Annotated in this window: 16 protein-coding genes and 1 pseudogene; 13 read left to right on the top strand and 4 right to left on the bottom strand. The window is 63.3% G+C overall.

The features are described 5' to 3' along the window. Positions 1–254: 254 nt before the first annotated feature. From F2P45_RS27330 to F2P45_RS27340, 3 genes are read left to right on the top strand one after another with little or no spacing between them, the layout of a single operon-like run. The gene (locus tag F2P45_RS27330) at positions 255–581 is read left to right on the top strand and encodes a hypothetical protein (RefSeq protein WP_166881373.1); all 327 of its coding nucleotides are present in this window, start codon (positions 255–257) and stop codon (positions 579–581) included. Between the two features lie 54 nt (positions 582–635). After that, a complete protein-coding gene (locus F2P45_RS27335) occupies positions 636–893 on the top strand; it encodes a hypothetical protein (protein ID WP_166881374.1) in 258 nt (85 codons plus the stop codon). Further along, entirely contained in the window at positions 853–1470 is a 618-nt protein-coding gene (locus F2P45_RS27340; RefSeq protein ID WP_166881375.1) for a hypothetical protein, read from the top strand. Before F2P45_RS27335 ends, F2P45_RS27340 begins: the two co-directional genes overlap by 41 nt. 101 nt (positions 1471–1571) lie before the next feature. Here F2P45_RS27340 and F2P45_RS27345 read toward each other — a convergent pair whose 3' ends face one another. Beyond that, complete coding sequence (locus F2P45_RS27345; protein ID WP_166881376.1) at positions 1572–3329, bottom strand: DnaJ-like cysteine-rich domain-containing protein; 1758 nt, start codon at positions 3327–3329, stop codon at positions 1572–1574. A 335-nt stretch (positions 3330–3664) separates the two neighbouring features. Here F2P45_RS27345 and F2P45_RS27350 point away from each other — a divergent pair, with 335 nt between their 5' ends. From F2P45_RS27350 to F2P45_RS36460, 3 genes and pseudogenes are all read left to right on the top strand, one after another. Further along, positions 3665–4489 (top strand): ankyrin repeat domain-containing protein, encoded by an 825-nt coding sequence (locus F2P45_RS27350; protein ID WP_166881377.1) that lies wholly within the window; start codon positions 3665–3667, stop codon positions 4487–4489. Positions 4490–4560: 71 nt separating this feature from the next. Further along, a complete protein-coding gene (locus F2P45_RS27355; protein WP_166881378.1) occupies positions 4561–5037 on the top strand; it encodes a DUF1795 domain-containing protein in 477 nt (158 codons plus the stop codon). 20 nt (positions 5038–5057) lie between these two features. Continuing rightward, positions 5058–5452, top strand: a pseudogene (locus F2P45_RS36460) (PAAR domain-containing protein); the annotation flags it as partial. A gap of 286 nt (positions 5453–5738) precedes the next feature. On the opposite strand, the gene F2P45_RS27365 reads toward F2P45_RS36460, so the two are convergent. Beyond that, positions 5739–6188 (bottom strand): hypothetical protein, encoded by a 450-nt coding sequence (locus F2P45_RS27365; RefSeq protein WP_166881379.1) that lies wholly within the window; start codon positions 6186–6188, stop codon positions 5739–5741. Between the two features lie 220 nt (positions 6189–6408). Between F2P45_RS27365 and F2P45_RS27370 the strand changes: the two genes are divergently transcribed. From F2P45_RS27370 to F2P45_RS27390, 5 genes are all read left to right on the top strand, one after another. Continuing rightward, positions 6409–6675 carry a hypothetical protein gene (locus F2P45_RS27370; protein ID WP_166881380.1) on the top strand — a complete coding sequence of 89 codons (267 nt, stop codon included), beginning with the start codon at positions 6409–6411 and terminating at the stop codon, positions 6673–6675. Positions 6676–7110: 435 nt separating this feature from the next. Then, positions 7111–7458 (top strand): ArsR/SmtB family transcription factor, encoded by a 348-nt coding sequence (locus F2P45_RS27375; protein WP_166881381.1) that lies wholly within the window; start codon positions 7111–7113, stop codon positions 7456–7458. Next, entirely contained in the window at positions 7436–7864 is a 429-nt protein-coding gene (locus tag F2P45_RS27380) for a YeeE/YedE family protein (protein WP_166881382.1), read from the top strand. Before F2P45_RS27375 ends, F2P45_RS27380 begins: the two co-directional genes overlap by 23 nt. A gap of 7 nt (positions 7865–7871) precedes the next feature. Continuing rightward, positions 7872–8279, top strand: a complete 408-nt coding sequence (locus F2P45_RS27385; RefSeq protein WP_166881383.1) for a DUF6691 family protein — start codon at positions 7872–7874, stop codon at positions 8277–8279. A gap of 122 nt (positions 8280–8401) precedes the next feature. Further along, positions 8402–10753 (top strand): prolyl oligopeptidase family serine peptidase, encoded by a 2352-nt coding sequence (locus F2P45_RS27390; protein WP_166881384.1) that lies wholly within the window; start codon positions 8402–8404, stop codon positions 10751–10753. 129 nt (positions 10754–10882) lie between these two features. Here F2P45_RS27390 and F2P45_RS27395 read toward each other — a convergent pair whose 3' ends face one another. Next, a complete protein-coding gene (locus F2P45_RS27395) occupies positions 10883–12118 on the bottom strand; it encodes a M20/M25/M40 family metallo-hydrolase (RefSeq protein WP_166881385.1) in 1236 nt (411 codons plus the stop codon). Between the two features lie 2 nt (positions 12119–12120). Continuing rightward, positions 12121–13350 carry a urate hydroxylase PuuD gene (locus F2P45_RS27400; RefSeq protein ID WP_166881386.1) on the bottom strand — a complete coding sequence of 410 codons (1230 nt, stop codon included), beginning with the start codon at positions 13348–13350 and terminating at the stop codon, positions 12121–12123. A 122-nt stretch (positions 13351–13472) separates the two neighbouring features. Between F2P45_RS27400 and F2P45_RS27405 the strand changes: the two genes are divergently transcribed. Both F2P45_RS27405 and F2P45_RS27410 read left to right on the top strand, forming a co-directional pair. Continuing rightward, positions 13473–14411, top strand: a complete 939-nt coding sequence (locus tag F2P45_RS27405) for a LysR substrate-binding domain-containing protein (protein ID WP_166881387.1) — start codon at positions 13473–13475, stop codon at positions 14409–14411. 77 nt (positions 14412–14488) lie between these two features. Further along, entirely contained in the window at positions 14489–16234 is a 1746-nt protein-coding gene (locus F2P45_RS27410; protein WP_166881388.1) for an allantoate amidohydrolase, read from the top strand. The last annotated feature ends 5 nt before the right edge of the window (positions 16235–16239 follow it).

Genomic DNA, 16239 nt, shown 5'->3' on the forward strand with positions numbered 1-16239 from the left:
GCACTTCTGCGTCATCCGCTCCTGTCTCGACACACTGCGCAAACAAGGCCACAGCATGCTCGCTGTACTACAACGCGCCTTTGCCGGCAACCCTATCCCACTAATTGCTTAGTCGCTGAACAGTCACTCAGTTCCTTAACCAGCTCTCGCCGGCGGCGCTGAAAAACAGCGACCGCCAGTCCTTCGCCGGCACCGATCGACAGGGTAAGGTCCAGCTGCTGCTGTGGGATTACACGCACACCCTGCCGGACGCGGTGAACAACCAGCAGTACTTCATCAAGGACCTGCCGCCGAAGGACAAGGGCACGGTCGATATCCGGCTGCGCGGACTGAAACGCGGCAGCTACACGGTGGACATCTCCACGATCGGCTACCGGCGCAACGATGCCTTTACCGCCTACATTGACATGGGGTCGCCGAAGCAATTGGCGAAAAGCCAGGCCGGCGCCCTGAAATCGCTGGCAAGCGGCAAGCCGGACGAGCGAAAAACAGTGCGGGTGGGCGCCGACGGCCGCTTTGCCCTCACCCTGCCGCTGCGCGAAAACGATGTCTACCTGCTTCAACTACGCCCCAGCAAATAGCCCCGAAACAGATCGACTATACTGTTAGCTTATTGATCACATCAAGGCTTTCCGATGAGCGACACCAGCAGCGTTCCAGACGATGCGGCTCCGATGATCAATGCCTATCGCCGCATCTGCGATCGGCTCGGCGCGGCAACTGAACCGCATCCACCAACGAGATCATCGCCGCGGCGATCCATTATCTTGAAAAGCCACTTTCATGCGATAAAACGGGGGCGCGAAGGCTGCAAGCGGAAAAACGACAACCGGGCCGATGTCTTGCGACGATATGAACAGAGAACAACTGGCAGCGATTTTCGAGGAACATGAACATGCTGACGCGCGGCTGCTCAGCCAGGCGGAGTCCAGCGGCGTTTCCGAAAAATGGGGCACGGGACTGCCGCCGCTGACCCTGGAGCCCTACGATAATGAACTGCGCGGCGACACGCCCTCCCCGTTTCTGAAAAGAGCCAGCGGTCCCGGAAAGAATCGGTTCAGGTACCTGTTCGACCAGCAGGCGCGTGTCGTATCGATGACGTGGTATTCGGCGTTGATGGACGACGGCCTGTGGATGCATGCTGACGAGGTCACCACATACGACGGCCAGGGCGCCTGCGAAGTCCGCTTCGGCAGCGTCTGCGGCCATGCAGGGAATGCGACCTTGCAAAGAGTGACTTACGGCTCGATGCGGGACGGGCGCATTCAAAAAACCTGGACGCTGCACGCCCAGGGCGACTACCTCGAAACGGATTTCCACTACGACGACGCGCGCGTCAGTGCGGTGAATATGCGTCTGTGGTACCAAATCTACATCGAGAGAAACTTCATCGTGAAGCACGACGGCGACCGGGTCTCAATCACGGAAGTATCGAACGGGAAGGTCCACCAGATCTACCCGCGCCGATAAATGTCCGCTTCCGTCATGCGCGCCGCCCACGGCAAGCAGCAATACCGGCTTTACCCGCAAGCCGATATGGGTTCATGGTCCTGAACCCCATGCGCGGCACACTACGGTTTCTCGGCGTTCCCGGCCGGCGCGTTTTTCGCGGGCGCCAATTTGTTACGCTCGCGCCGCTTCTTTTCGATCTCGACCACCGATTCGAACTTTCTACCCTCGCGCCGCATTTTTTCCATTTCCTCGGCCGCTTTCTGCGCTTCCACCGGGATTCTCGGTTCATACAAGGGAATCATGCCGTAGCCCTTGCCCTGATGATCGATCCACATCGGCCAGCGCTTGAAGAACGCCCCGGTGCTGCCGACCGCGGTCACCATGATCGCCAGCGCCGTCCACTTGCCCATCAACAGTCCCTGGCGCTGCGCCCACAAGACCGTCCTTTCGCCGCCGGCCTTTTTCAGCCAGCGCGTGCTGAGCCACTTCGCAACGAACCATCCGAGCAGCGTGAACGGAATCGTCATCAGCCCCATTTCCCACACAATGTCGGCGTTGCCCGGCGGGTAAATCAAACGGTGCGTATCGGCGGACAAGAGGTCGATGCGCTTGTCGCGCTCGATATACGCAATCGCCGCAAACGAAAACGGTATCGACAGGATGATAAACACAATCAGGCAGCGCAAACGCGACCAGTTCAGCGCGACCGAGACCGTTGTCTTGAGGTTTTTCAACGTCTCCTGCACATACGTTTCCGAGACCGAGCGGCTGAGGCGTTCCACAATCGCATTGGGAGCGAGCCCTTCAGTCGTCGCATCGAGCACCATCTGGTTCACCTCGGACTCCATGAACGGCGCGATCGCCTTGCTCGCCGAACGATAAAACCAGGGCGACCAGCGCGCGCTTCCGGTGCTCACGTCCGCGAGGGCTTTGAAATCGCTTTCCAGTAATGCTTCCAGCACCCCGCCGGCGTCGAATATCTGCGGATCCGTGCCGAACATCACCCACTTCGATGTCACGCCCCGCACGTCGATCGACAGCTCGCAAAATGGCATCGTGCATTGATACACAAACTCCACCGCCGACTTTTCGCGGAACACATCCACCTTTTCAAGCGTGATATCGCCGTGACTGGCCAGGCTGGCAAATCCGACTTTGCACAGGGCCGCATGCACATGCTCCGGCGTGCCTTCGGGATAGCGGCCCGCGAAACTCGGAATGGTATAAGTCGCCGTCGACGTGATTTTGGTCAGGTAGCCATGCCCGGAACAGCCGCTGCAGGTCACCTCGCCCGAACCACCGCAGTTGCCGCACTGGTTCTGCCCCGACCCGCCGCAGTGGAAGCACGTGACCCTGCCGCCCGAACAGGAACCGCACGAGCGATGCTGCGTCTCGGAGCGGCTATGGCCGTTGTAATCGGTCACGGTTCTATGCTGGACGACAGTGCCGGAACCGCCGCAGCTCGAGCAGCTGACTCTTCCGGAACCCGAGCAGCCGCCGCAGGTGACCTGGCCCGAGCCGGAGCACCGGTCGCAGCATACCCTGCCCCGGCCATTGCAGCCATTGCAGGTATACGTATGGAACAGGCGCCGCGGGTGGGTGCGAATACAGGTTTTGACGGAGATCGCAGCGTACGCCTGGTTCCTGACCGAATGCACCAGGCTATCCATCGTCTCGGGACGGTCCAGTTCCGCGTGCGCCTGCAATCCGACTTCCTCCAGGTACCACTTCCAATCGGCCGTGCCGAAATCGCCCTGGCCCGGATGGTGGACACCGTGGTAATCGGTTCCCTCGGAAGCCACCTCCAGCACATGCCGGATCGTGATCGAGAATTGATGCATGACAGGGCGCGCGTCGAGCACCGCCAGGTCGGTCACGTTAAAGCGGGTCGCGCGCTCGATATACCCGGCGGCCGTGGCCTTGCAGCGTTCCAGATAAAGCTGCAACGCGCTATCGTCAGCCCCCATGCGCCGCGCTCCTTGGATACAAGATGGTCGAGGTCGACGACAGTGGCAGCGAGATGCGCTGTGCGGACATGATCGGCTCTTTGACTGATGTTTAAAAAGTTGATCTTAACACAATGATCATTGCAAACCTAAGCGGTAGGCGGCTACCGACCCGTGTTCCGATACAAATTGTCTTGGGTGAAATGGTTTGATAGAATCTATCTTGCTTTTTATATATTGCAGCCACACTCGATGGATCTTCCAGCATGGGCAATTGCAAGGACTCACCTGAAACGCACACCAGGCCGCGCCGCCCGATCGGCTGCGGCACGCGCCTGGCGTTGCTGGCCGCCTGCCTGCTGGCCGCAGCGCTGGCGCCGGCCGCGCCCTTGCCGGACCAGCCTTCCGCGCGCCAGCGCTGTGCCGATGCCGATGCCGCCAAAGCCCCGCGCATCTTCGCCGCCCTCGGCAAGGACCGTCACGCCGCGCTGAAAAAAGTGCTGGCCGCCGGCGACAATCCAAATGCCTGCCACGGCGGGCGCACGCCAATGATCATATCCGCCGCCGCCGGCGACGCCGACGCGCTGCACATGCTGCACCAGGCCGGCGCCGTCGTCGATGCGCCGCTCGATGCGCAACAAGGCGGCACGGCGCTGCACGCGGCCCTCGCCGCCGGCCAGTGGCGCGCCGCCGCCGCCCTGCTCGAACGCGGCGCCGATACGCGCCTGCGCGACGACTACGGCAACACCGGCTTGCACCAGCTGGCCAACAGCGCCCACGGCGTGGACCCGGGCGCGCAGGCCGCGCTGGCCGACAGCATGCTCAAACTGGGCGCGGCGATCGATGCGCCCGGCCCGCAGGCCAGCACCGCGCTGATGCTGGCCGTCGAGGCCGGCAAGCGCGAACTGGCCGCCTTCCTGGTCGACCAGGGCGCCGATCCGTTTCTTCGCAACGCGCGCGGCGAGAACGCGCTGGCCATCGCGCGCCGGCGCGCCCTGCCCGCCATGATCGAGATGCTGGAACGCTGCACCGGCCAACGCGCGCCGCGCTGCGCCGGCAACCCCACGGCGGCGCGCTACTCCGCAAAATAGCGCCGGCACCCACAACCCGCCACCTCCCATCGCCAAATACTTTTTGAACTTCACATTACGGAAAGCAGCGCATGAGCGACACCACAGCAGCGAGCAGCAGCGCCAGGATCGGCATCCACGAAGGCAGCATCGGCCTGCCCGCCGGCTATGAAGACCGCAGCAGTAACATCTTCATCCCGGCCAACCTGCAGACCCAGCCCAACCTGAGCATCGCGCGCGACTGGCTGGCCGAGGGCGAAGACCTGCCCGCCTATGTCGAGCGCCAGATCGCCCTGCTCAAGGCGCGCCTGGCCAGCCACAAGCTGCTGGCGCGCGCGCCCGAACGCCTTGGCCTGCACGACCCGGCCATGCAAGGCGAACGGATCGAAGCCCAGTACAAGAACGGCGCCCAGACCATCCGCCAGCGCCAGGCCGCATTCCTGATCGGCCCGCGGCGCGCGCTGATCTTTTCGGCCGCCAGCGCGCGCCCGTTCGACCAGGAATTCGAGACGCTCTGGCGCACCTGGCTGGACAGTTTTGCGCCGCCCGCCGCCGCCAGCGCCCCGTAACGCCCAACGCAAGGTCCACCATGCTTGAAGCCGCCCGCGTCACCGACCCGATCGCCCACACAGCGCACTGACCGGTTTCCTGGTCGGCGCCGTGATCGGGATCGCGCTCATCGCCGCCGTCGCCTTTGCCACCTTCACCTGCGGCTTCGGCGTGGCCCTGCTGGCCGGCATGGCCGCCGGCCTCGGCGCGAGCGGCATACTCGCGCTCGGGGAGGGCATCGGCAAGATGTTCTCTTCCCCGGCCGGCACCATCATCAGCGGCTCGATGAACGTCTTCACCAACAACCTGGCCGCCGCCTATGCCACCGTCAGCACGGTCGCCTGCAGCAATCACGCGCCGGCGCCGGTGATCGCCGACGGCTCCGGCAACGTCTTCATCAACGGCCTGCCGGCGGCGCGCAAGACCGACGCCATCGCCGCGCTGGGCATCGTGGCTAGCACGGTCAACTTCGACTACGATGCCGCCGGCCGCCTGGTGGCCGAACACGGCGCGGAAGGCACGGTCGGATACGCGTTCGACACACCGCCAAATTTCATGAAAGCGGTCGATATTTACGAAAAAGAAGAACCGGTCAGCGCAGAAGCGGCGAAAGCGCTGCCGACGCTGGCAGCGCGGGGCGATGTCAATATCAAGAAACTGATCGCTGCGAGCGAGAACCCGCCTGGTGGCCGCCGTTGACCGCATCGCCATCCCAGCTGCGTCAATGACCGACGCGCCCTGAAAACCGGCCCCACGGGGTGCGCACGCAGCGCCCGACCGCCGTCCTGACGGCCTCTTTGCCCTGCACGGAGCGCAGCGTGACGGTGCAGACGAACGGGTCGCCCTGATAATCCCTATTGATGGGCCGATCCCGCAATGCGGTATTGAACTGGACATCCACCCTTGCTTCCTCAATTTCATCGAGCCCGATGCCTTTGGCTTGCAAGGCGCGCTGCAAAAACGCCGCATAGGTGCTGGCGACGATTGCCGAGGCGGGGGTGGAAGGTGCGGCGCCGCCGTCGAGCAGGCTCAACTTGAAGGAAAAATCCGGCGCACTGGCTTCGCCATACAGCACGCCGAACGCCCAGAAACCGCCGACGTCGTTGTTGCGGCTGACGAAGGACTGTAACAATCCCGCGGCGACATGGTGAAAGGTTTTCAGTCTGGTCATCGGTTACTCTCGCAAGGCGCTTGATCGCTTTCATCATCTTAATATTCGAACATTTCATATTGCCCAGTAACATCACTGGCGCGAATAATGCATATAGCCAAGAAATAGATTGATATTGACGATGGTGATATGGGGCATCATAAATCAAAATTTTCTTTATAGCTGCGACTCTCTTATACTGCACTGCAACAACACACAGTTTAATCCAGGAGAGTTCCAAATGAGCAGCGCCACCTACACCCAACCGACGAACCAGGGCTTCCGCCATTACCTGACCGATGTCAGCAATGCGGCACGTGCCTTTGCCGCTGCGCTGTTCGCTGCGCAAGAGCGCCAGTTCATCGCGCAGGAAGTAGCGGTCAAGCCGACCCAGAACGAGCGTGCGCGCATGCGCAGCCACCGCAAGCTGATCGTGATGGCGAATGCCTATCAGAACATGCATCCAAGCCTGGCTGCCGAGCTGCGCAACCTGGCATCGCGGGGTTGAACATGGAAGTCATCGAATATCTCCCTGGCGCCCTGGCGGCGATCGCCCTGGCCGTCCGCATTGCCATTTTCTTCCGCGACGGCCCCGAGCCGGAGCAGGACCAGCAAGACGCTTGATTCCTCACCGGCCGCGCTCGTGGCCGGACGCATGACCGCGCTGCCACCGCTGCAGCGCACAAAGCCCTCCGATGTCGGGCCTGGCATTCCCCCTCAATGCCAGGTCCGCCATCCTCCCTCCGGTGTCCCCTCCGGTGTCAGGTCTGACATTCGGACACGTGCTCAGCACTAGCGCATCATCCCCCATCGGTGTCAGGTCTGACATTCGGACCCGGCCAGGAAAGGCACGGCCTCAGCAATCGCCCCCAGAACAATTCACACAACCATATTCTATCTTGTGATATATTATTCGGATTGATAATGATTGCCGTACCTCCCCATGCCCGAACACCCACTTGATCTCGACCGCTTTGCCGCCGGTGCCGACAAGGCCTGCGCGCTGCTGAAAGTGCTGGTCAACCGCGACCGACTGTTCCTCCTTTGCCAGCTGTCTCATCAGGAGCGCAATGTTGGCGAACTCGAACAATTGACCGGTATCCGCCAGCCGACCCTGTCGCAACAACTCACAGTGTTGCGCAACGAGCAACTGGTCAGCACCCGGCGTGAAGGCAAGCAAATCTTCTACTCGCTCAGCAGCGAGCAGGCCAAAGCCGTCATGGACGTGCTGTACCAACAGTTCTGTTCGCCCACCCCGGAGAAGCAAGATGATGCCATCGCTCAACCCTGACTTTGTCCGCGCACTGGCGGGCGGCGCCCTGATCGGCCTGGCAGCGGCCATGTTCCTATTGCTAAATGGCCGCATCGCCGGCATCAGCGGCATCCTCGGCGGCTTGTTGCGTCCGGTGCGTAGCGAACTCGGCTGGCGCATCGCCTTTCTTCTTGGATTGCTCATCTCGCCATTGGCGTTCGTCTTGTTCGCTCCCTTGCCCACCGTGCACGTCGAAGCCGGCAAGGCGAGCCTGATCGTCGGCGGCTTGCTGGTCGGGCTCGGCACCCGCTACGGCTCCGGCTGCACCAGCGGACACGGCGTGTGCGGCATCGCCCGCAAGTCGCCCCGCTCGCTGGCCGCGACCGCCGCTTTCATGCTGGCCGGCTTCGCCACGGTCTTCGTGCTGCGCCACCTGTTCAATTAAGGCATCCATGAAACACCTTATCGCAGCTTTCGCAAGCGGCCTCGTCTTCGGCCTTGGCCTCATCCTGTCGGGCATGACCGATCCGGCCAAGGTGATCGGCTTTCTGGACCTGGCCGGCAACTTCAATCCCGCGCTGGCGTTTGTGATGGCCGGCGCCATTCCCGTGGCGGCGATCGGATTTCGCATCGCGGCCCGGCGCCCGGCCGCGCCGCACCTGCCCGATGCGCGCAAGATCGACAAGCGCCTGCTGCTCGGCGCGCTCACTTTCGGTGCCGGTTGGGGCGTGGCCGGCTACTGCCCGGGTCCGGCACTGGCGTCGCTCGCGACCGGCGGCAGCGATGCACTGGTTTTCGTGGCGGCGATGTTGGGCGGGATGCTGATCTACGAACTGATCGAAGCGCGGCGCAAGGCATAAGCCAGACGCGCAACGCTGCCCCGGCGCCCGCCGGAAGCCGCCCACGCCCGCCGCGCCTGCGCTAGAATGCGATCCTGCAACTTCTCGCATTTCCTTTCATTTTCCACTGAACTGTATTTACCATGCGCCTAATTGTCCTTCCCCTCCTGGCCGCGCTGTGGGCGATCCCCGCCGTCGCCGCCGACCCCATCAGCCTCGATCAGGCGATGGCCCATCCCGACTGGATCGGCACGCCGGCGGAAACCGCCTGGTGGAGCTGGGACGGCAAGCAGGTATTCTACAAACAGAAACGCAGCGGTTCGCAGCTGCGCGACATCTACCAGGCCGCTCCCGGCAAAGCGCGCGTGGTCGCTGACGCCGAACTGGCGAACCTCGACAGCGACAAGGTGATCTACAACCGCGAGCGCACGCGCTCGCTCATGCTGCGCAACGGCGACCTGTTCGAGCGCGACCTGAAAAGCGGCGCGCTGACCCAGATCACACGCGGCAGCAACGGCATCACGGCGCCCCAGTATGCCGCCGACGGGCGCGGCGTGCAGTTCCGCGTCGGCCACGAGTGGCTCGGCTGGAACCGCGCCGACCGCCTGATTTCGCCTCTGGCCGCCGTGCGCGCCACCAAAGATCCCGCCGCCGCGCCGGACGCCGACAACCTGCGCGACCTGCAACTGCGCCTGATCTCGACCCTCAAGCGCCAGAAAGAAGACCGCGACGCGGGCCGCGACCGCGCCGAACAGGAACGCCGCGCGGACGCCACGCGCGCGCCGGCGCCGATCTACCTGGGCGACAAAGTCGTCATCGACGGCAGCGCCCTGTCGCCGGACGGCCGCTGGCTGCTGCTGGTCACCGCGCCGAAGGTGACCGACAAGGGCCGCATCGGCAAGCTGCCGCGCTACGTGACCGAATCGGGCTACGAAGAATTCGACGACCAGCGTCCGCGCGTGGGCCGCAACACACCGGTGTCGCACACGCTCAAGCTGCTCAACCTGGCCACGCGCGAGATGCGCGACCTGTCCTTCGACACCCTGCCCGGCATCACGGTCGATCCGCTGGCGGACCTGCGCAAGGCGCAAAAACTGCCCGAGCTGAAAGGCAACCGCGTGGTGCGCGTGGACGACGACGGCGCCTCGATCGAATGGAACCGCAGCGGCAGCGGCGTGGCCGTGATGCTGCGCGCGGCAGACAACAAGGACCGCTGGATCGCCACCGTCGACCTGGCCGGCGCCACGCTCAAGCCGGCCCACCGCGTCACCGACAACGCCTGGGTCAACTCGGGCAACAACGAATTCGGCTGGCTGCCCGATAACAGCACCCTCTGGTACCTGTCGGAAGAAAGCGGCTATGCGCACCTGTACACGCGCGCCAGCGACGGCAGGACGCGCGCGCTCACGCAGGGCAAGTGGGAAGCGACCCGCATTCAGTGGACGGCCGACGGCGCCACGGCGTACATGATGTGCAACCCGAAGAATCCGGGCACGTATGAAGTGTGCGCGGTCTCAGGCGCCGACGCGAAACTGCGCGAAGTGACGGCGCTCGAAGGCGTTGAACAGTTTGCGCTGTCGCCGGACGAACGCAAGCTGCTGCTGCACTTTTCCTCGAGCTACATGCCGACCCAGTTGGCAACGGTGGCGGCAGGCGGCGGCGCACCAAGCAAGCTGACCGACACACGCTCGCCGGAGTTCAAGGCGCGCAGCTGGATCGAACCGCAGTACGTGGCGGTGCCATCGACCAAAGGCGCGGGCCAGATCTGGGGCAAGCTGTATCGCCCCGCCACGCTGGAACCGGGCAAGAAGTACCCGATCGTGATGTTCGTGCACGGCGCAGGCTACCTGCAGAATGTGAGCAAGCGTTATCCGGTGTACTTCCGCGAGCAGATGTTCCATAACCTGCTGGTCGAGAAGGGCTACATCGTGCTCGATCTGGATTACCGCGCGTCGAAAGGCTACGGCAGCGCATGGCGCACCGCGATCTATCGCCAGATGGGTTATCCGGAGCTGGAAGATTATGTCGATGGCGTGAACTGGATGGCCGCGAACCACCAGGGCGACCTGAAAAACGTGGGCGTGTACGGCGGCAGCTATGGCGGCTTCATGACCTTCATGGCGCTGATGCGCGAGCCGGACATGTTCAAGGCCGGCGCCGCACTGCGGCCAGTGACCGACTGGACCACCTACAACCACGAGTACACCGCCAACATCCTCAATACGCCGGATCTCGATCCGGAGGCGTACCGCAAGTCGTCGCCGATCGAATACGCCGACAAGCTGCGCGGGCACCTCTTGATCTCGCACGGGATGGTGGACGATAACGTGTTTTACCAGGATTCGGTGCGCATCGCGCAGCGCCTGATCGAACTGAAAAAGGATCACTGGGAACTGGCCAGCTATCCGCTGGAACGGCACGCGTTCGTGCAGCCGGAGAGCTGGTACGACCAGTATCGCCGGATTTACCAGTTGTTTGAGCGGACGTTGAAGTAAGGCTGCGATCAAAGGGATCGGTGACCGTTAACCGCGAAACCGTCGTTCCCGCGGAGGCGGGAACCCAAGGCATCGTCGCTTAGCAAACATACCTTGGGTTCCCGCCTCCGCGGGAACGACGGGTGGAGGTCAGCGCCCAAAAAAATCCAGCAACGTCAACGCCACCACCTTGGTCGCCTTGCGCAAATCCTCCAGCGCCAGGCGTTCATCGGCCTTCTTCGCATTCGACTCCGGCACCGTTCTTGGCCCCGCGCCATACAGCACCGCCGGAATCCCATGCTCGCCATACAGGCGCGCATCCGCATACAGCGGCGTGCCCTGCGCCGTAATCTCTTCGCCGATCACCTGCCTGCCGTTCTTCTGCAGGCTCGCCACCAGCTTGTCCGACCCCGGCAACGGCCGCAGCGCGTGCGACAGCAGCAAGCGCCTGATCTCGACCCGAATTCCCGGTTCATCGCGCACGGCATCCTCGATCAGCGCCCTTACCTGCGCCTCCACCGCCACCGGATCTTCTTCCGGAATCATGCGCCGGTCCATTTTCAGCACGACCTTCCCCGGCACCACATTGGTATTGGTTCCGCCATCGATGCGGCCCACCAGCATGGTTGGCGAATCGATGCCCGCCACCTTCGACTTGATCTTTTTCAGTTCCGGCAGCTGCCCGTAAATCGCATTCAAAATGCGCGTGGCCGCCTGCAAGGCATCGTGCCCGGTTTCCGGCATGGCGCCATGCCCGGACTTGCCGTGCACGGTCACTTCCAGTTGCAGGCAGGCGTTATGCGCGGTGACGATGTTGTAGCTGAATCCCGCCGCGATGACGAAGTCCGGGCGGGTCAGCTTTTGCTCAAGCAGCCAGCCCGGCCCCAGCAAACCGCCGAATTCCTCGTCATACGTAAAGTGCAGTTCAAGGCCGCCCTTGAGCGGCACGCCCAGTGCTTCCAGCGCGCGCACCGCAAAAATATACGTCGAAAAATCGCTCTTCGAGACCGCCGCCGCGCGCCCGTAAATATAGCCGTCTTCCACCACCGCGCCGTACGGCGGATGCACCCAGCCATCGCCCGGCGGCACCACGTCGCCATGCGCATTGAGCGCGATGGTCGGCCCGCCCGCCGCATACGGCCGGCGCACGATCAGGTTGGTGATGCTCTCCATGCCGTAGTCGCGCACCGCCTGCTCGGGCACCGCATGCTTCTCGGCGCTCCAGCCCAGCGCTTCGATCATCGTGGCCACGGCATCCGCGTGCGGCGCGTTGTTCCCCGGCGGCGTGTCGGTCGGAATGCGGATCACTTCCTGCAAAAACGCGACCTGTTCGTCGAAGTGGGCGTCGATCCAGTCGACCAGTTTTTCCTGTGCGTTCATTGTCATCCTTATTGAGAGCCTGTCTTGGCGCCGGCTTCGAACCACGCGGCGACCTGCGCGCGTTCGGCATCGGTCATATTGGTCATGTTCCCAATCGGCATAGCCTTCAGCTGCACCGACTGCTCGTAAATCTTCGCTGCGTTCTGGCCAATCAGATCCGCGCTGTGCAGCATGACGCCGGCCGGCGCGCTGGCAAACCCGGGCTGGGTCGGACGCTCGGCGTGGCATGTCGCGCAGCGCTGCGTCACGATCGCCCGCACCTGCGCGAACTGCGCCGCCGGGTCGACGCCCGCAACGGCGGCTGCCGGCGCTTTCGGCGCGATGGCAATCGCCACCGCCAGCAGCAGCGCCACCCCGGCTGCCGGATAGCGCCACTCCACGCGGCCGCGGTGGCGCAGGTTGAAGAAGTGGCGGATCAACACACCGGCCGCCATGATCCCGGCCAGCACCGCCCACGCGTGCTCGTGGCGGTAGGTCATGGCGTAGTGATTGCTGATCATGATGAACAGGACCGGCAAGGTGAAGTAGTTGTTATGCACGCTGCGCTGCTTGGCCTTGATGCCATGGATCGGGTCCGGCATCTGGCCCGCCGTCATCGCCGCGACCATCTTGCGCTGGCCCGGAATGATCAGCATGAGCACATTGGCCACCATCATGGTGCCGATCATCGCTCCCACATGGATGTAGGCGGCGCGCCCGCTCAGGTATTTGTTCAGCACATACGCGCTGGCCACCAGGAACAGGAACATCACGATCCCGAACGGCAGGTCGCGCTTGCCGAGCGGGGAGCGGCACAGCAGGTCGTAGACCGTCCAGCCGACCACCAGGCTGCCGATGCCGACGCCGATCGCCTGCCAGGAACTGAGGTCGGCAACGGCCTTATCGACCATCATCGCCTGCGCGTTGAAGTAGTAGACGATGGTCAGCAGCGCAAAGCCCGACAGCCAGGTGGAGTAAGCTTCCCACTTGAACCAGTGCAGCTCCCTGGGCAGTTCGGCCGGCGCCACCAGGTATTTTTGCGGGTTGTAGAAGCCACCGCCATGCACCGCCCACAATTCGCCGGACACGCCCTTTTTTTCGAGTTCGGACCCCGGCGCGGGCGGGCGGATGGTGTTGTCCAGCCAGACGAAGTAGAACGAGGCGCCGATCCAGGCGATACCGGTGATCACGTGCAGCCAGCGCACAATGAGGTTCAGCCATTCGAGGCCGTAGGGGAGCAGGTATCCGTACACTTGCATGGGTTTCCTTGTTGCGTGGGCTGCGGCGATAGTAGCGCGAATTTACCCAAGATAAACCGATTCAAGTGTCATTACATGAAATATCGCGTATATTCCACATATTCGAATTCATATACACAACGATGTCCAGCCTTCCCCAACACCTCGACCTGCACCTGATCCGCATTCTGTATCTGCTGCTGGTCGAAAAGAACGTCTCGCGCGTGGCGCTCAAGCTCAATCAGCCGCAGCCCTCGATCTCGGCCTCGCTGCGCAAACTGCGCGAACTGACGGGCGATCCGCTGCTGGTGCGCGGCGCGCGCGGCATGGTGCCGACCCAGCACGGCGAAAGCCTGCTCAAACCCGCCAAGCGCATCCTCGACGAAACCGAGAGCCTGTTCGTCAAAAAGTCGCCCTTCGTGCCGCAGGAAGAAGCGCGCACCTTCCACATCGCCGCGCCGGATTACCTCGACAGCCAGTTCCTGCCAAACGTGGTGGCGGCCCTGCGGCGCGGCTCGCCCAACAGCCGCGTGGTCATTCACAGCCTTGGCGGCGGCGTCGATTACATCCGCATGCTGTCGGACGGCGACATGGACCTCGTCATCGCCAACTGGGACGAGCCACCCGCGCATCTGCACATCTCCAAACTGTTCGAAGACCCGATCATCTGCACCATGCGCGCCGACAGCCCCTACGCCAAGCGCACCGCCAGCGACGCCATGACGATCGAGGACTACCTCACCCTGCCCCACGTGGCGCCATCGCAGATGCTGCCCGGTTACCACGGCGTGATCGACGCCTTCCTCGAACGCCAGGGCATGCAGCGCAAGGTGGCGGTGGAATCGGCCTATTTCGGCCTGATTCCGTATATGCTGACGCAGACCGACCTGGTACTGACCACCGGGCGCCAGTTCATGCGCTTTTACGAAAAGACGCTGCCGCTGAAAAGCTTCACGGTGCCGGTCAAATTCCCGCCGATGCGGTTTTACCAGTTGTGGCACGAGCGCGTGCACCAGGCGCCCGAGCATAAATGGCTGCGCGACCAGGTCAGCGCGGCGGCCAAGGCGCTGGTGCAGAAGTAGCGATAGCGCTTATCAGCTTGGGCGTATGTGCGCACGGCGGCCAGCGCTTATGATCGGTAATCAAAGATGGAAAACCCATGACAACATTAACGGATTTGAACAACTGCGACGCGGCGGCGTTTATCGACACCCTGCGCGGCATCTATGAACACTCGCCTTGGATTCCCGAGCGCGCATCGGCCGCACGGCCGTTTGCGACCGTCGCCGCGCTCAGATACGCACTGCAAACGGCGGTAACCAGGGCCAGCGTCGACGAACAGCTTGGCCTGATCCGCGCCCACCCGGAACTGGCCGGCAAAGCCGCCATCGCCGGTGAACTGACGCAGGAGTCCACCAACGAACAGGCCAAGTCCGGCCTGAACCTGTGCAGCGCCGAAGAATACGCGACCCTGCACAAGCTCAATGCCGACTACAACGCCCGCTTCGGCTTTCCATTCATCCTCGCAGTCAAGGGGCCGGACGGCAACGGCCTGACGCGCAGCGCGATTATCGAGACCTTCACGCGGCGCCTGAAAAACCAGCGTCTCGACGAAATGGCCGAGAGCCTGCGCCAGATTCACCGCATCGCAGAACTGCGCATCAACGACCTGCTCAAACTCACGCCCGCATTCGGTCCCACCATCATGCAGTGGGCCGAAACCATTGGCGCATGGAGCGAAGCGGACGATGGCCTGACTTGCTCGTACATGACCAGCGTGCACCAGCGCACCGCCGCGCAACTGGCCGAGTGGATGCGCGAGGCCGGCATGGAAACGCATATCGACGCCGTCGGCAATGTGGTCGGACGCTACCTGTCGCATGACCCGGACGCGAAGACGCTGATGACCGGCTCGCACTACGACACCGTGCGCGATGGCGGCAAGTACGACGGGCGCCTGGGCATCCTGCTGCCGATTGCGGTGGTGCGCCACCTGCACGAGCGCGGCGAGCGCCTGCCCTGTCATCTTGAAGTGGTGGGCTTTGCGGAAGAAGAAGGCGTGCGCTTTCGCAGCACCTTCCTGGGTAGTAACGCGGTGATCGGCCAGTTCGAGATGGCATTGCTGGAACAGGTCGATGGCGCCGGCGTGACCATGCTGGAGGCGCTGACAGCCGCCGGCCACCATCCAGAGGCGATTGCCGGCATCGCGCGCAATCCGGCCGATTTGCTGGGGTTCGTCGAAGTGCATATCGAACAGGGCCCGGTGTTGCTGGAGCGCGGCCTGGCGGTGGGTGTGGTGACGGCGATCGCCGGCAGCTCGCGCTACCTGGTCGACCTGACCGGGCTGGCCAGCCACGCGGGCACCACGCCCATGAACATGCGCAAGGATGCGGCGGCGGCGGCGGCGGAAATCGTCCTGCTGGTGGAGCGGCGCTGCAGCGGCGCCGTCTCGCTGGTGGGCACCGTGGGCCAGTTACAGGTGCCGAATGGATCGGTGAATGTGATTCCGGGCCACTGCAAGCTGTCGCTGGACATCCGTGCGGCGCACGACCCTGTGCGCCACGCGGCGGTCAAGGATATCCTGGACGGCATCGAGGCGATCTGCGGGCGCCGGCATGTGGAAATGGAGATCGAGCAGATTGTATCGGCGCCTGCCGCGCCGTGTGCGCCGGCGTTGATGGACCGACTCGGTGCGGCAATCGAGCGTGCTGGTTTGCCGCGCTACGACCTTGCTTCCGGTGCGGGACACGATGCGATGGCGCTGGCGAAGATCACCGATGTGGCGATGCTGTTCGTCCGCTGCGGGAATGGTGGCATCAGCCATAACCGGCTGGAGACGATGACGGCGGATGATGCCGAAATGGCGGCGCAGGTCTTTCTTGATTTCCTGCGCAGCCTTGCGTAACGACG

Origin of the sequence: Massilia mucilaginosa (assembly GCF_011682145.1) — a bacterium.
In the GTDB taxonomy this organism is placed as follows: Bacteria; Pseudomonadota; Gammaproteobacteria; order Burkholderiales; family Burkholderiaceae_D; genus Telluria_A; species Telluria_A mucilaginosa.

Coding starts and splice junctions, on each gene's coding strand:
- F2P45_RS27335 (WP_166881374.1), top strand. CDS start 636: ATGAGCGACACCAGCAGCGTTCCAGACGATGCGGCTCCGATGATCAAT.
- F2P45_RS27340 (WP_166881375.1), top strand. CDS start 853: ATGAACAGAGAACAACTGGCAGCGATTTTCGAGGAACATGAACATGCT.
- F2P45_RS27350 (WP_166881377.1), top strand. CDS start 3,665: ATGGGCAATTGCAAGGACTCACCTGAAACGCACACCAGGCCGCGCCGC.
- F2P45_RS27355 (WP_166881378.1), top strand. CDS start 4,561: ATGAGCGACACCACAGCAGCGAGCAGCAGCGCCAGGATCGGCATCCAC.
- F2P45_RS27365 (WP_166881379.1), bottom strand. CDS start 6,188: ATGACCAGACTGAAAACCTTTCACCATGTCGCCGCGGGATTGTTACAG.
- F2P45_RS27370 (WP_166881380.1), top strand. CDS start 6,409: ATGAGCAGCGCCACCTACACCCAACCGACGAACCAGGGCTTCCGCCAT.
- F2P45_RS27375 (WP_166881381.1), top strand. CDS start 7,111: ATGCCCGAACACCCACTTGATCTCGACCGCTTTGCCGCCGGTGCCGAC.
- F2P45_RS27380 (WP_166881382.1), top strand. CDS start 7,436: ATGATGCCATCGCTCAACCCTGACTTTGTCCGCGCACTGGCGGGCGGC.
- F2P45_RS27385 (WP_166881383.1), top strand. CDS start 7,872: ATGAAACACCTTATCGCAGCTTTCGCAAGCGGCCTCGTCTTCGGCCTT.
- F2P45_RS27390 (WP_166881384.1), top strand. CDS start 8,402: ATGCGCCTAATTGTCCTTCCCCTCCTGGCCGCGCTGTGGGCGATCCCC.
- F2P45_RS27395 (WP_166881385.1), bottom strand. CDS start 12,118: ATGACAATGAACGCACAGGAAAAACTGGTCGACTGGATCGACGCCCAC.
- F2P45_RS27400 (WP_166881386.1), bottom strand. CDS start 13,350: ATGCAAGTGTACGGATACCTGCTCCCCTACGGCCTCGAATGGCTGAAC.
- F2P45_RS27405 (WP_166881387.1), top strand. CDS start 13,473: ATGTCCAGCCTTCCCCAACACCTCGACCTGCACCTGATCCGCATTCTG.
- F2P45_RS27410 (WP_166881388.1), top strand. CDS start 14,489: ATGACAACATTAACGGATTTGAACAACTGCGACGCGGCGGCGTTTATC.